The sequence below is a fragment of the Telluria sp. ZB2R32 genome, from assembly GCF_059685715.1.
In genome coordinates, this window is record NZ_JCASIG010000004.1 from 327368 (window position 1) to 341488 (window position 14121).

At 60.9% G+C, this 14121-nt stretch carries 14 protein-coding genes; 10 read left to right on the forward strand and 4 right to left on the reverse strand.

Going from position 1 to position 14121, the window contains the following annotated elements; genetic code table 11:
* The first annotated feature begins 14 nt into the window (after nucleotides 1-14).
* Nucleotides 15-488 (forward strand): Lrp/AsnC family transcriptional regulator, encoded by a 474-nt coding sequence (locus tag AC56LG_RS13905; protein WP_497166668.1) that lies wholly within the window; start codon nucleotides 15-17, stop codon nucleotides 486-488.
* 126 nt (nucleotides 489-614) lie between these two features.
* Here the strand turns inward: AC56LG_RS13905 and glmU are convergent, their stop codons facing one another.
* Nucleotides 615-1991 carry a bifunctional UDP-N-acetylglucosamine diphosphorylase/glucosamine-1-phosphate N-acetyltransferase GlmU gene (gene glmU, locus AC56LG_RS13910; protein ID WP_497166669.1) on the reverse strand — a complete coding sequence of 459 codons (1377 nt, stop codon included), beginning with the start codon at nucleotides 1989-1991 and terminating at the stop codon, nucleotides 615-617.
* A 42-nt stretch (nucleotides 1992-2033) separates the two neighbouring features.
* On the opposite strand from glmU, the gene AC56LG_RS13915 reads away from it, so the two are divergent.
* The 6 genes from AC56LG_RS13915 to AC56LG_RS13940 all read left to right on the forward strand — a co-directional run bounded on the left by AC56LG_RS13915 (nucleotide 2034) and on the right by AC56LG_RS13940 (nucleotide 5857).
* Nucleotides 2034-2915: a DUF6279 family lipoprotein gene (locus AC56LG_RS13915; RefSeq protein WP_497166670.1), complete on the forward strand. Its 882-nt coding sequence runs from the start codon at nucleotides 2034-2036 to the stop codon at nucleotides 2913-2915.
* A 15-nt stretch (nucleotides 2916-2930) separates the two neighbouring features.
* Nucleotides 2931-3596, forward strand: a complete 666-nt coding sequence (gene rsmD / locus AC56LG_RS13920; protein WP_497166671.1) for a 16S rRNA (guanine(966)-N(2))-methyltransferase RsmD — start codon at nucleotides 2931-2933, stop codon at nucleotides 3594-3596.
* A gap of 132 nt (nucleotides 3597-3728) precedes the next feature.
* Entirely contained in the window at nucleotides 3729-4226 is a 498-nt protein-coding gene (gene coaD, locus AC56LG_RS13925) for a pantetheine-phosphate adenylyltransferase (protein ID WP_497166672.1), read from the forward strand.
* A 33-nt stretch (nucleotides 4227-4259) separates the two neighbouring features.
* On the forward strand, nucleotides 4260-4520 hold the full coding sequence (locus tag AC56LG_RS13930; protein WP_497166673.1) for a YfhL family 4Fe-4S dicluster ferredoxin: 261 nt from the start codon (nucleotides 4260-4262) through the stop codon (nucleotides 4518-4520).
* Nucleotides 4521-4583: 63 nt separating this feature from the next.
* Nucleotides 4584-5117, forward strand: a complete 534-nt coding sequence (locus AC56LG_RS13935; RefSeq protein WP_497166674.1) for a DUF1003 domain-containing protein — start codon at nucleotides 4584-4586, stop codon at nucleotides 5115-5117.
* A 152-nt stretch (nucleotides 5118-5269) separates the two neighbouring features.
* Complete coding sequence (locus AC56LG_RS13940) at nucleotides 5270-5857, forward strand: chalcone isomerase family protein (protein ID WP_497166675.1); 588 nt, start codon at nucleotides 5270-5272, stop codon at nucleotides 5855-5857.
* Nucleotides 5858-5937: 80 nt separating this feature from the next.
* On the opposite strand, the gene AC56LG_RS13945 is transcribed toward AC56LG_RS13940, so the two are convergent.
* Nucleotides 5938-6135, reverse strand: a complete 198-nt coding sequence (locus AC56LG_RS13945) for a hypothetical protein (RefSeq protein WP_497166676.1) — start codon at nucleotides 6133-6135, stop codon at nucleotides 5938-5940.
* Nucleotides 6136-6288: 153 nt separating this feature from the next.
* Between AC56LG_RS13945 and AC56LG_RS13950 the strand changes: the two genes are divergently transcribed.
* Nucleotides 6289-7245: a LysR family transcriptional regulator gene (locus AC56LG_RS13950; RefSeq protein ID WP_497166677.1), complete on the forward strand. Its 957-nt coding sequence runs from the start codon at nucleotides 6289-6291 to the stop codon at nucleotides 7243-7245.
* Between the two features lie 47 nt (nucleotides 7246-7292).
* Here AC56LG_RS13950 and AC56LG_RS13955 read toward each other — a convergent pair whose 3' ends face one another.
* Nucleotides 7293-7748, reverse strand: coding sequence for an Lrp/AsnC ligand binding domain-containing protein (locus AC56LG_RS13955; protein ID WP_056340766.1), 456 nt, complete (start codon nucleotides 7746-7748; stop codon nucleotides 7293-7295).
* Nucleotides 7749-7958: 210 nt separating this feature from the next.
* Here AC56LG_RS13955 and putA point away from each other — a divergent pair, with 210 nt between their 5' ends.
* Together putA and ald are read left to right on the forward strand one after the other, a co-directional pair.
* Nucleotides 7959-11615 carry a trifunctional transcriptional regulator/proline dehydrogenase/L-glutamate gamma-semialdehyde dehydrogenase gene (gene putA / locus AC56LG_RS13960; protein ID WP_497166678.1) on the forward strand — a complete coding sequence of 1219 codons (3657 nt, stop codon included), beginning with the start codon at nucleotides 7959-7961 and terminating at the stop codon, nucleotides 11613-11615.
* Nucleotides 11616-11651: 36 nt separating this feature from the next.
* Complete coding sequence (ald, locus tag AC56LG_RS13965; protein WP_497166679.1) at nucleotides 11652-12767, forward strand: alanine dehydrogenase; 1116 nt, start codon at nucleotides 11652-11654, stop codon at nucleotides 12765-12767.
* Here the strand turns inward: ald and AC56LG_RS13970 are convergent.
* Complete coding sequence (locus AC56LG_RS13970; RefSeq protein WP_497166680.1) at nucleotides 12737-13534, reverse strand: 5'-methylthioadenosine/adenosylhomocysteine nucleosidase; 798 nt, start codon at nucleotides 13532-13534, stop codon at nucleotides 12737-12739. The two genes, ald and AC56LG_RS13970, sit on opposite strands and share 31 nt — an antisense overlap.
* Nucleotides 13535-14121 lie beyond the last annotated feature (587 nt).

Genomic DNA, 14121 nt, shown 5'->3' on the forward strand with positions numbered 1-14121 from the left:
TGAGTGAAAATTTTATGACAACCGATCTTACGACGCTGGACGAACTAGATCGTCGCATCCTGAATGCCTTGCAGGCTGACGCATCGCAGACGAATACCGAACTGGCTGCGCAAGTCCACGTATCGCCGCCGACATGTTTGCGCCGCGTCAAGCAGTTGACGCAGAACGGTGTTATCTCTCGGCAAGTTGCGATCGTCGATCCGGACAAGGTCGGGGCGCGCTTGAGTGCCATCGTCGAGATCACGCTCGACATCCAGGCGGCCGAGCGGATGGCGCAATTCGAACAATTGGCGGCGCATGAGGATGCGGTCATGCAGTGCTACCGCGTCGCGCCGGGACCGGATTTCGTGTTGATCATCCAGGTGGCCGACATGCCGGCCTATCACGCACTGGCGCACCGCCTGTTTGCCACGCACGCAAATGTGCGCAACGTAAAAACCTATTTTTCCACGTTCAGGAGCAAGTTCGACACCCGTATCGCGGTCTGACTGTCCCCAATGAGGCCTGTGGATAATTCTGTGTAGAACAGTGTGGAAGTTCAGGGGGTATCCCGTGCATAAGCCAGTGGATACCCCTGTGATTTTCCAGTCAATAAGCCTTGTACAAACGGTGGATTACTTCGGCTTTTTCACTGGACGGCTCCAGCCATCGATGGTGATTTGCTTCGAACGAGAAATCGTCAGCTTGCCGGCCGGCGCATCCTTGGTCAGGGTGGTGCCAGCGCCCAGGGTCGCGCCCTTGCCGACCGTGACCGGGGCGACCAGTTGGCTGTCGCTGCCGATAAACGCGTCGTCTTCGATCACGGTGCGGAATTTGTTGGCGCCATCGTAGTTGCAGGTGATGGTGCCGGCGCCGATGTTGACGCGCGAACCGACGGTGGCGTCGCCGACATAGGCCAGATGATTCGCCTTGCTGTGGGCGGCGACCTGGCTGTTCTTGACTTCGACGAAGTTACCGATGTGGACATCCTCTCCCAATTCGGTGCCCGGGCGCAGGCGCGCATACGGACCGATCTGGGAAGCGGCGCCGACCACGGCATCCTCGATATGGCAGAACGGTTTGATGGTGGCGCCGGCGCCAATCCGGGCGTCCACCAGCACGCAGTGCGGTCCGACCTTGACGCCGTCGGCGAGTTCCACCCGTCCCTCGAACACGCAGCCGACGTCGATGACGACATCGCGCCCGCACACGAGTTCGCCGCGCACGTCGATGCGCGCCGGGTCCATCAGGGTGACGCCCTGTTCCAGCAGCGCATTGGCAATGTTCAGCTGGTGGCGGCGCTCGAGTTCGGCCAGTTGCACCTTGCTGTTGACGCCCGCGACTTCCCACTCGCCGGCGGGGGAGGCCGACACCACCTCGACGCCATCGGCTACCGCTTGCGCGACGATATCGGTGAGATAATATTCGCCCTGCGCATTGTTGTTCGACAGCCCAGTCAACCAGCGTTTCAGGTGCCGGGTCGGCACCACCAGGATGCCGCTGTTGATTTCGCGGATGGCGCGCTCGGTGTCGCTGGCATCCTTTTCTTCGACGATGCGCACGATGCAGCCATTCTCGCGCACGATGCGGCCGAGACCGAACGGATTGGCCTGCTCGACGGTGAGAATGCCGAGTTTGTCGGCGCCGGCGGCATCGACCAGGCGGCGCAGCGAATCGGCGCTCGTCAGCGGCACGTCGCCGTACAGCACCAGCGTCGGCACGTTGTCGTCGAGCTGGGGCATGGCCTGCATCACGGCGTGGCCGGTACCCAATTGCGGCTGCTGCAGCGCGGTGTCGATCGGCGCCTCGCCGGTGGTAGTTAAACCTGCCACCATCTCGGGCACCGCTGCGCCCCCGTGCCCGTAAATCACGCATAATTTACTCGGCCGCAGTTGGCGGGCGGTATCGATTACATGCTGCAACAGCGGCTTTCCAGCCAGCGGGTGCAACACTTTAGGCAGCGCGGATTGCATGCGCTTTCCCATGCCGGCGGCGAGGATCACAACGTTCATAAGCCGTATTCAATAAGAGTTAATAAGATGAAAAATTTTAGCATGCATGCCCCTCTATTCCAGCGCGCACGTGGGTTGTTTCTGATCGTTTTGCTCGCTTGCCTGGGCGCTTGCAGCACGATCCGTTTTAGTTACAACCATGGCGACACCTTACTGTACTGGTGGCTCGACGCCTATGTCGATTTTGAGGGGGAGCAGTCCGATTGGGTCAAACGCGACATCCGCGACCTGTTTCAATGGCACCGCAAAACCCAGCTCGACGATTATGCCCAGTTGCTCGGCACCTTCCAGCGCCAGCTGGGCGGCAATCCGACCCAGGCCGATTTATTGGCCGATTACCGCATCATTCGCACCCATACCGAAACCCTGGCCATGAAGGCCGTTCCCCACATGGTCGACCTCGCGCGCTCCCTGACGCCGGACCAGATCGAACAAATGGAAGAACGCTTTAAAAAGAAAAACGACGAATACCGCCGCAAGTTCGTCAGCGGCAGCGCCGAAAAACGGCAAGAGGCGCGTTTCGACAAATCGATGGAACAATTCAAATTGTGGTTCGGCAGTTTTAGCAACGAACAGGAAAAGGCGCTGCGCCGCGCTTCCGACGCGCGCCCGCTGGACAGCAATGTCTGGCTGGAAGAGCGCATCCTGCGCCAGCGTAAAATCCTGGCCCTGGCGCGCAAGATTCAGCAGGAAAAGCCGAGCAAGGAACAGGCGAGCGTGATGATCACGGCGCTGCTGCACGAGTTCTTTACGCGCATGGATTCGCCTGAGCGCAAGGCGTTTTATGACGCCTATATCAATACCACCAGCAATTACATTTTAAGCGCGATCCGGATCGCAACGCCGGCCCAGAAAGCCCATGCCCAGCAGCGCATGCAGGGCTGGATCGACGATTTCAGGGTGCTGGCCAAGGAGGCGAAATAAGCTATAGTGCGCGCCATGCAAAAACGACCGACGAATAAAACCCAGGGCCAGCATGGCCGTCCGCGCCTGGCGCCGCAACAGGTACGCATCATCGGCGGAGAATGGAAACGGCGCCTGCTGCCGGTGCTCGACGCCCTCGGCCTGCGTCCCACGCCCGACCGCGTGCGCGAAACCGTGTTCAACTGGCTGCACCACCAGGTCGGTGGCGACTGGGGGCAAATCGATTGCCTCGACCTGTTTGCCGGCAGCGGCGCACTCGGCTTCGAGGCGGCCAGCCGCGGCGCGCGCAGCGTCACCATGCTCGACTTTCACGCGCCGGCGGCGCGCCAGCTCGAAGCCAACAAAGAGATGCTGAAAGCGGAAAACGTCACCGTCCTGCGCGCCGACGCATTTGCGGTCGCACGCGACCTGGCCGCGCGCGGCCAGCGCTACGACGTGATTTTTCTCGATCCCCCTTACCAGCAGGATTTCATTGCCAAGGCTTTACCGCTGTGCGTCGCGCTGCTGAAGCAAGACGGCATGGTGTATGTGGAAGCGGAATTTGCACTGCCGCAGGAAGCCGCCACGGGCGTCAACCTCGACTGGCTGGCCCCCTGGGAAGTCGTGCGCGCCGACAAGGCGGGCATGGTGTTCCATCACTTGCTGAAGTTGAACGGCCAGGTGCACGAAAACGAAGCCTGAACAGCCAGGTTTGCCCAATTTACGGGCAAAACTGGCCCCTTGCTGGGGCAATTGCCAGATTTTCAGGCATAATGCGCGTTCCAAGGGGCGTACCGCGCGTTCCCATCAATGTTTCTCTTCCAGGGAGCTGCAATGGTAGTAGCCGTTTATCCGGGTACCTTCGATCCGCTCACCCGCGGCCATGAAGATCTGGTCCGCCGTGCATCGGGTTTGTTCGACACGCTCGTCGTCGGTGTCGCCGACAGCAAGAACAAAAAGCCGTTCTTTTCGCTCGAGGAACGCCTGGAGATTGCCAACGAGGTGCTGGGCCATTACCCGAACGTGAAGGTCGAGAGTTTTTCCGGCCTGTTGAAAGATTTCGTGCGCAAGCACGATGCGCGCGTCATCGTACGCGGCTTGCGCGCCGTGTCCGACTTCGAATACGAGTTCCAGATGGCGGGCATGAACCGCTACCTGCTGCCCGACGTCGAGACGCTGTTCCTGACCCCGTCCGACCAGTACCAGTTTATTTCCGGCACTATCGTGCGCGAAATCGCGATGCTCGGCGGCGACGTCTCGAAATTTGTCTTCCCTTCGGTAGACCGTTGGCTGCAACGCAAAATTGCATCCATGAACCTGCCGAGCGCCTGATCCAGGCGTTTACTCCGTTAAAGCAGCATCATCATGGCCTTACTGATTACCGACGAATGCATCAATTGCGACGTGTGCGAGCCCGAGTGCCCGAACGACGCCATTTCGATGGGCGCGGAGATCTACGAGATCGATCCGCATAAATGCACGGAATGCGTCGGCCACTTCGACGAGCCGCAATGCCAGGCCTTGTGCCCGGTCGCCTGCATTCCATTCAACCCGGCCTGGCGCGAAACGCGCGAAGAATTGCAGGCCAAGTACGAACGCCTGACCGCCGGCAAGAGCGCCGCCTGAGCGGCGTTGCTTGCGCGGAACGCCGGTGCGCCATGCGCCGCCAGCGCCATGCTATGCTCGGCCATGGCCACTTCGGACCCTTCTCCCGGCAACGCGCTGCCCTCGACCATCGACGAGAACATCGGCACCATCGCCGACTATTGCGAACGTAATGAGCAGCGCGCGACGCCTGCCCAGAAAATTGTCGAAAAGATTAGCTTGTTCCTGGGCAGTGCCACCTATTTTGCGGTGAATGCCCTGTTCATCGCGTGCTGGATTGCCTGGAACGCCAGCGCCTCGACCTTCGACCTGCCCCAGCCGGACGAGCCACCCTTTTTCTGGCTGCAGGGTTTCGTGTCCCTGAACGCTTTCATCATTTCCACCACCGTGCTGATTCGCCAGAACCGGATGTCGAAGCTGGCCGACCGCAATGCCCATCTGGATTTGCAAATCAGCCTGCTGGCCGACGAAAAGACCAGCAAGATCATCGCCATGCTGGAAGAGATCCGGCGCGACTCGCCCAATCTCGCCGACAAGCCCGACCGCGAAGCCGATGCGCTCTCTACACCGGCGGACACCACCAGCGTGCTGGAAGCGATCGACCAGAAGACGAAATAGTCCCCTCTGTATTGTGCTCTTGCAGCATCGAAATATTCCTCCCTAATTGATTCTCGACAATATTTCGATGCTATATTGCGGTTTTAGCACGACCATACTTTTTTAGTGGATGCGCCCGGCGCGACAACAAATAACAATCCCCAGGAGACAGCATGACTTTTAAAAAACACGTATTCACCGGCGCCGCGCTGGCCATGGCGTTCGCCGCCAGTGCCCAGGCCGCCATCGACGTCAACGGCATCAAATTCGAAGACACGAATCGGGTCGGCGGCAAGGAATTGACATTGAACGGCGCCGGCATGCGCACCAAACTCGTCATCAAAGTGTATGCCGCCGGGCTCTACCTGCCGGAAAAGAAGACGACGGTCGCCGACATTTTCAATAGCGAAGGTACGCGCCGCGTCACGCTGGTGATGGCGCGCGACATCGCCGCCGAAGACCTCGGCAAAGCCTTTATGGATGGCATCAACGACAACCTGGACAAGGCGGAAAAGGCAAAGCTGGTCAGCCAGATCGGCAAGTTCGGCGAGATGTTCGCGAATGTCGACGCCATCAGCAAAGGCGATACGCTGCACATGGACTGGATCCCCGGCACCGGCACCGTCTGCGAACTGAACGGCAAGCGCATCGGCGCACCGGTGTCGGACCTGGCTTTTTATAATGCCGTGCTGCGCATCTGGCTCGGCGACAAGCCGGTCGACCGTTCGCTGAAACCGGCATTGCTGGGCGACGCCCGTTAACAACAAGCACGCATAAAAAGACGCGGCGCCGGGTGACCGGACGCCGCGTTTTTTATATGCGAAATACAGTTGCGCGCTTGTCAGGCGCCAGCGCCGCGGGCCGGGCGGGCAGGGCGCGGACGCACGGTCAATACCAGCGCGCGCACCAGGCCGGACAGCAGGGGGCGGAAGAACATCGCCACGCTGGCCAGCAGCGCCAGCACCAGCGCACCCTGCAACAGTTCAGTCAACGACAGCAGCGGGAACGAAAATTGGGTGACGGCGGACGCGAACGACATGGTTATTTACTATGAGATGTTGTTTTGGAAAACTATAGTGCATTGCAACATATAAATCTAATTTCGATTCCTGATGTGGCTTATATTGATCGTGAATGAAATGCGGTACACTTTGATGCAGACCAATACCTGCACCGCTACCGAGACATTGCCATGAGCTTCCTGACGCTGGACCTGAATTTGCTGCGCGTGTTCGACGCAGTCATGACCGAACAAAATCTGACGCGCGCTGCCGGCCACCTGGCCATGACCCAGCCGGCCGTATCGAATGCCATTAAACGCCTGCGCGAAAGTCTGGGCGACGAACTCCTGATCCGCACCGCCTACGGCGTGAAACCGACCCCGCGCGCCGAAGCGCTGTGGCCATCGGTGCGCGCGGCGCTGCAATCGCTGGAAGCGGCCGTGATGCCGGAAACCTTCGATGTCTCGAAAGCGCAAGCCACCTTCCGCATGGCGATGGCCGACGCCACTGCCGCCTACTGGCTGCCCTCCTTGATGCGTTCGATCGAAAGCGAAGCGCCCGGCGTGAATATCCGCATGGTGCCGCTGACCACGCGCGAACCGCGCCCGATGCTGCTGCGCGGCGACATCGACCTCGCGGTCGGCTTTTTTCCCGGCGTGGCGGCGCAGTTGTCGTACGAAACGGGTTCGCCGATCCGCCACGAGCGCCTGTATTCCGGGCAGTACGTGTGCGTGATGCGCAAGAACCACCCGCTTGCCAACAACAAGCTCGACCTCGACACCTATTGCAAGGCCAACCATTTATTGGTCAGTTTTTCCGGGCGCGCGCACGGCCTGGTCGACGAGGCGCTGGCGCAAATCGGGCGCGAACGGCGTATTTTATTGACCGTGAACCAGTTTTTTACGGCGGGACGGGTGGTGGCGAATTCGGATTTGATTACCGTATTGCCGAAACATTTGATGGTGTCGACTGGCATGACCGAATCGCTGGTCTGGCGCGAACTGCCGTTCGCCCTGCCGGCGGTGCACCTCGACATGCTCTGGCACGAACGCGACGGCCGCAGCCCGGCGCACCGCTGGCTGAGAAATAACCTGGAAACGACGGCGGCACAGGCGACTGCGCCGAAAGGCGAACGCGCGGCGGCGTAAAGGGATGTGTAGGGTGGGCACAGGGGTCCTGCGCGGCCCGGCCCACGCTACCGGATCGGCAACTTCGTCGTATTTTTGACTTCTTCCATCACCGCATAGGTATGCGTTTCGCGCACACCCTTCTGCAACAAGGTTTTACCGAGGAACTCGCGGTACGCCGCCATATCCTTGACGCGCGCTTTCACCAGGTAATCGAAGCCGCCCGCCACCATGTGGCATTCCAGTACTTCCGGAATCAGCTGCACGCTCTGTTTAAAGGCGTCGAACACTTCCGGCGTGGTGCGGTCCAGCACGACTTCGATGAATACCAGCAGCGAAACGTCCAACAATTGCGGGTTCAGTTGGGCCGTATAACCCATGATGTAGCCGGACTCGTGCAGCTTGCGCACGCGCTCGAGGCAAGCCGCCGGCGACAGGTTCACCCGGGTCGCCAGTTCGACGTTGCTGATGCGGCCGTCGTTCTGCAATTCGGCGAGAATTTTCTTGGAAATCTTGTCCAGCATGCCGTCGCTCCTGCGCGTAAATATTATTTGGTCGAATTCTCGCACCAAAAACTATCTATTGCTAGTACCCGTTAAAAACAGAATTAATCCAGAAGATTTCCTTCTACAATCAAACGATTGCAGCACCTGACAAAACCCGCGCCGGCTGTGGCTACAGACCGGCGCGTTTTGCTGTGCGCACCCTCTATTTTTCTTCATAAAAGACCCGCCATGCAGATCGCCGCCACTCCGGCCACCACCTTCGTCCCGTTCGACGCCTTCCAATCCGAGATCAAGCCGGAGCAGACGCCGCTGCGCGCCGCCATCACCGCCGCCTACCGCCGCGACGAGCGCGAGGCCGTGCAATGGCTGCTGGCGCAAGGCGCGCGTCCGAGCCTGGAGGCAAAACCGCTGGCGCACCGCCTGGTCTCGAGCGTGCGCGCCAAGCGTACCCGTGCGTCGGGCGTCGATGCGCTGATGCATGAATTTTCGCTGTCGTCGGAAGAGGGCGTCGCCCTGATGTGCCTGGCCGAAGCGCTGCTGCGCATTCCCGACAGCGCCACCGCCGACCGCCTGATCGCCGATAAAATCAGCCGCGGCGACTGGCGCAGCCACCTGGGCGAATCGCCATCGCTGTTCGTGAACGCCGCCACCTGGGGTTTATTGATCACCGGTAAGCTGGTCGGCAGCAGCAGCGAACGCGGCCTCGGTTCGGCCATGACGCGCCTGATCGCCAAGGGCGGCGAGCCGCTGATCCGCAAGGGCGTCGACCTGGCCATGCGCATGCTCGGCAACCAGTTCGTCACCGGCCAGACCATCGACGAAGCGCTGAAAAACAGCCAGGCCAACGAAGCGCGCGGCTATCAATATTCCTACGACATGCTGGGCGAAGCGGCGCTGACGGAACTGGACGCCCAAAGCTATTACGCCTCGTACGAAAAGGCGATCCACGCAATCGGCAAGGCCTCGAATGGGCGCGGCATCAAGGATGGTCCGGGGATTTCGATCAAACTGTCGGCGCTGCACCCGCGCTACAGCCGCGCGCAATCGAGCCGCGTGATGAGCGAACTGCTGCCGCGCGTGCGCAGCCTGGTGCTGCTCGCTAAACAGTACAACATCGGCATCAACATCGATGCCGAAGAAGCGGACCGCCTGGAAATCTCGCTCGACATGCTCGAAGCGCTGGCGTTCGATGCGACTCTCGCCGGTTTCGAAGGCATCGGCCTGGTGGTGCAGGGTTATCAAAAGCGCTGCCCGTTCGTGATCGATTACGTGGTCGACCTGGCCAAGCGCAGCAATCGCAAGTTCATGGTGCGCCTGGTCAAAGGGGCATATTGGGATGCCGAGATCAAGCGCGCGCAAGTCGACGGCATGCCGGGCTATCCGGTGTACACCCGTAAAGTCTATACGGACGTGTCCTATCTCACCTGCGCCGAAAAACTGCTGGCCGCGACCGACGTCATCTACGCCCAGTTCGCCACCCACAATGCGCACACTTTATCGGTGATCTATACCTGGGCCCAGGAACGCGGCATCGACAATTATGAATTCCAGTGCCTGCACGGCATGGGAGAAACGCTGTACGACCAGGTCGTCGGCAAGGAGAATCTGAACAAGGCTTGCCGCATCTATGCGCCGGTCGGTTCGCACGAAACCCTGCTGGCTTATCTCGTGCGCCGCCTGCTGGAGAATGGCGCGAATTCCTCGTTCGTGAACCAGATCGTCGACGAAAAGGTGGCAATCGATACCCTGATCAACGATCCGTTCGAGATCGCGCGCGCCAGCGCCGGTGCGCCGCACACGGGGATTGCCCTGCCGCGCGCGCTGTTCGGTACCGAGCGCAAGAATTCGGCCGGCATCGATTTGACCAATGAGGATGCACTGCGCGAACTCGGCACCGAGCTGGGGCGCCAGCGCAGCTACCATGCGACGCCGCTGATCGCCGGTGACGTACAGGGCGCCGATACTTTATCGGTCATCAATCCGGCACAGCACGCCGATGTCGTCGGCCAGGTGCAGGAAGCGGCGAAAGCCGACGTCGACACCGCGCTGGCTGCCGCCGCCGCCTTTGCCGGCGCATGGAATACCAGCGCCAACCGCGAACGCGCAGCGATCCTCGACCGCGTCGCCGACCTGTTCGAGGCCAATTGCGCCGAGTTGATGGCCCTGGCCGTGCGCGAAGCGGGTAAATCGCTGCCGAACGCGATCGCCGAAATCCGCGAAGCAGTCGACTTTTTGCGTTACTACGGCGCCCAGGTCAAAGATGCGACGCATGCCAATGCGCTCGGACCGGTCACGTGCATCTCGCCCTGGAACTTCCCGCTCGCCATTTTCACCGGCCAGGTCGCCGCGGCCCTGGCCGCCGGCAATGTCGTGCTGGCAAAACCGGCCGAGCAGACGCCACTGATCGCGCACCGCGCCGTCGAACTGTTTTATGAGGCCGGCATCCCACGTGCGGCCCTGCAATTGCTGCCAGGGCGCGGCGAAGTGGTCGGCGCCGCCTTGACCAGCGACACGCGCGTCAAAGGCGTGATTTTTACGGGTTCCACCGAAGTCGCGCAATTGATCAACCGTACCCTGGCAAAACGGGGCGAAGCCGAAGGCATCGACATTCCGCTGGTGGCGGAAACCGGTGGCCAGAACGCCTTGATCGTCGATTCGTCGGCGCTGCCGGAACAGGTGGTGCAGGACGTGCTCAGTTCGGCCTTCGACAGCGCCGGCCAGCGCTGCTCGGCGTTGCGCGTCTTGTTCCTGCAAGAAGATATTGCGGACAAGACGATCCGGATGCTGAAGGGTGCGCTGGGTGAATTGCGCGTCGGCAGCCCGGACCGGTTGGCGACCGACATCGGCCCGGTCATCGATGCCGAGGCGCAGCGCAACCTGCTGGGCCACATTGAACGGATGAAAGCCACGGCGAAACAGCATTTCGCGCTGGAGTTGCCGGCGAACGTGACGGCGCAAGGCACTTTCGTGCCGCCGACCGTGCTCGAAATTGGCTCGCTGGGTGAACTGAAACAGGAAGTATTCGGTCCGGTGCTGCACATCGTGCGCTATCGCCGTGCCGATCTGCCGCGAGTCGTCGATGCGATCAATGCCACCGGATATGGCTTGACGCTGGGTATCCACTCGCGCATCGACGAAACCATCGATTTCATTACCACCCGCGCCCACGTCGGCAATATCTATGTGAACCGGAATATCGTCGGCGCTGTCGTCGGCGTGCAACCCTTCGGTGGCGAAGGCAAATCCGGCACCGGCCCGAAAGCGGGCGGCCCGCTCTACATCAAGCGCCTGCAGCGCCAGGCGGCGCCGCTGCTGATTCATGCAAACTCGGCAAACCCGGCCTATGCGGCGCTGTCCGCACTGCTGGTCTGGGCGCGAAGCAATGGCCATACCGACATCGTCAGCCTGGGCGAGGGGTATGCCCGTACCCAGCTGAACGGGACGACGATCGCCTTGCCGGGTCCGACCGGAGAGAAGAACAGCCTGGCGTTCTTCCCGCGCGGCGTGGTGCTGTGCGCGGCCGGTTCCGTAAAGGGCATGCTAAACCAGCTGGCGGCGGCGCTGGCGACGGGCAACCGCGCCTTTGTGCTGGCCACCTCGCAGGCGGCAGTGCCGGAAGGCTTGCCGCCCGAAGTCAAGGACCGCATCCGCTTTATTGGCGCGGCCGAAGTGGCGAATTGCGAATTCGCGATCGCGCTGGTCGAGGCCGGCCTGCAGGGCAGCCTGCGCACGCAGCTGGCGGCGAGACAGGGCGCGATCGTCGGCATCGTCGATACCGATGCGGGCTCTCCGGTTGCCCTGTGGCGGCTGGTGGCGGAACGGGCCGTGTGCGTCAACACGACCGCGGCTGGCGGCAACGCAAGCCTGATGACGCTGGGGCTGTAATCATGCTGTAGTTGTATAAAACCATTGGAGGAAGACATGTTAGTTGGCGTTCCAAAAGAGATCAAAAACCATGAGTACCGGGTCGGCCTGACCCCGCCTTCCGTGCACGAGCTGGTCGCACGGGGGCATCAAGTGATTGTCCAGAAGAACGCCGGCAGTGAGATCGGCCTGGCGGACGCGCAATACGTCGACGCCGGCGCCAGCATCGTCGACACGGCCGAAGAAATCTTTGCGCGCGCCGAGATGGTCGTCAAGGTCAAGGAACCGCAGCCGGGCGAATGCGCACTGCTGCGCGAAGGGCAGATTTTATATACCTACCTGCACCTGGCGCCGGATCCGGAGCAAACCGCCGCCCTGGTGAAATCGAAGGCGGTTTGCATTGCCTACGAGACGATCACCGGCCCCGGCGGCGGCTTGCCGCTGCTGGCGCCGATGAGCGAAGTGGCGGGGCGCATGGCGATCCAGGCCGGCGCCGCGCACCTGGAAAAATCGAAGGGCGGCATGGGCCTGCTATTGGGCGGCGTGCCGGGCGTGGCGCCGGGCCACATCGTCATCATCGGCGCCGGCGTGGTCGGCACCAATGCGCTTCAAATGGCGGTCGGCACCGGTGCCCGCGTGACGGTGCTCGATAAAAACATCGAGCGCCTGCGCCAGCTCGACCTGGTCTACGGTAACCGCATCGCCACCGTGTATTCGACCGCGCACGCGATTTCAGAAGCGGTATTGGCGGCCGACCTGGTGGTTGGCGGCGTGCTGGTGCCGGGTGCGGCGGCGCCCAAGCTGGTCACGCGCAGCATGATTTCTCAGATGAAAAAGGGGGCAGTGGTGGTCGACGTGGCGATCGACCAGGGCGGCTGTTTCGAAACCTCGCATGCAACCACCCACGCCGACCCGACGTTCATCGTCGACGGCGTGGTGCATTACTGCGTGGCGAACATGCCGGGCGCCGTCGCCCGTACCTCGACCTTTGCGCTGAACAACGCGACCATCGGACATGCGCTGGCACTGGCGAACAAAGGCTGGAGACGCGCGCTGCTGGACGATGCGCACCTGCGCCAGGGGCTGAATGTGGGCCTGGGCCAGGTGACCTACCAGGCGGTGGCGCAGACGCTGGGTTACGACTACGTGCCGGCCGATTCCCTGCTGGCCTGAACTTTTATTATTTCCTCGTCCTGTCGGCAAAACCGGCGGACGATATACAACGCATACTGCGCGGCTACCGATTTTACGAAACGTAAGAAATCGGTGGCCGCGTTTTCATTGGCGTTGTCCGAAATCGTGCGCATCACGGCGCATGGAATAGCCAGCTCATAGCACGCCTGCGCCACCGCCGCTCCTTCCATTTCCACCGCCACCAGCCCGGGCAGATCCGCATTCAAGCGGTTGATGTGCGCCGGGTCGTCCATGAACTGGTCGCCGCTGGCGATCAAGCCACGGTGCACGCGTGGCCGGCTCAAGCCGAACGCTGCCCGTTCCTGCGGCGCGATTGCCGCTGCGAAGTCGTCGTCCAGGAAAGCGTGGGCGGCATCGGCCAGGCGCGTACTCAGGCGGTGAGCGGCCGGGAAGTGGGTCAGGCCCGTCAGCGGCACCTCGAAACGCGGGAATAGCGGACTGGCATCCATGTCGTGCTGGACCAGTGATTCGGCCACCACGATGTCGCCTACCTGCACCGATTTGTCGCCAGCACCGGCAACACCCGTAAACAGGATGTGGGTAACTCCGAACTTCTCCACAAGCGTCGTCGCTGTCACTGCAGCGGCAACCTTGCCTATACGCGACAGAACGCACACAGCGGCGATTTCCCACAGCTGTCCGACCCAGTAGGTGCGTTGACCATGGACGAGCTTGTAGGGGCTCTGCATGGCTTCCACGAGTCCCTGCTGTTCTTCAACCAGCGCGCTGATGATCCCAAGACGCATGTTTTACCTGATTCATGAAGGTTTTGAAGGATGAAAGCAGCGTTTTCACCCTGGTTTTGGTCTTGCAGACGGATTTGTCCACGTTGTTCGCGTTCTTCTCTGTTTACAGTAATAAAGTAAGTATACAAACTGGTAATGATAGTAAACGTACAGTTTACTGTGGATAAGATCGGTTTACTCCACAAGATCAGCGGTTTACGCCATCGCGAACGTGCTGGACAAGGATTGTATCGGCCTTGCACCGATGTTGGAGAAAAAACGGCTTGCTTCCAGTAAACGCCGTTTTGCACATCGGGTCCTGTGGATATGCAGTGGCTTGTCCACAGCCGAGGTGGCTGTTAGCCGGTTTTTTTGCCGACTTTGCCGAGCTTTTAAGAAATCACGGTCTCTCAACATCAGCCTGGAACAGCCGCGCACCGTACAAGGTCATGGAGAACAGTGGTCTCGATGACAGTTTCAGCGGGCTCTCCAGTCCATGCGTTCGCAGCTGTCGAACCGACGCCATGTCATTGCGACCTCGAGCGCCCGCATTCCATTTCCTGCCAAACCATTCAAGGTGCGATTGTCTGCAAGGTCACGCCTGGTCA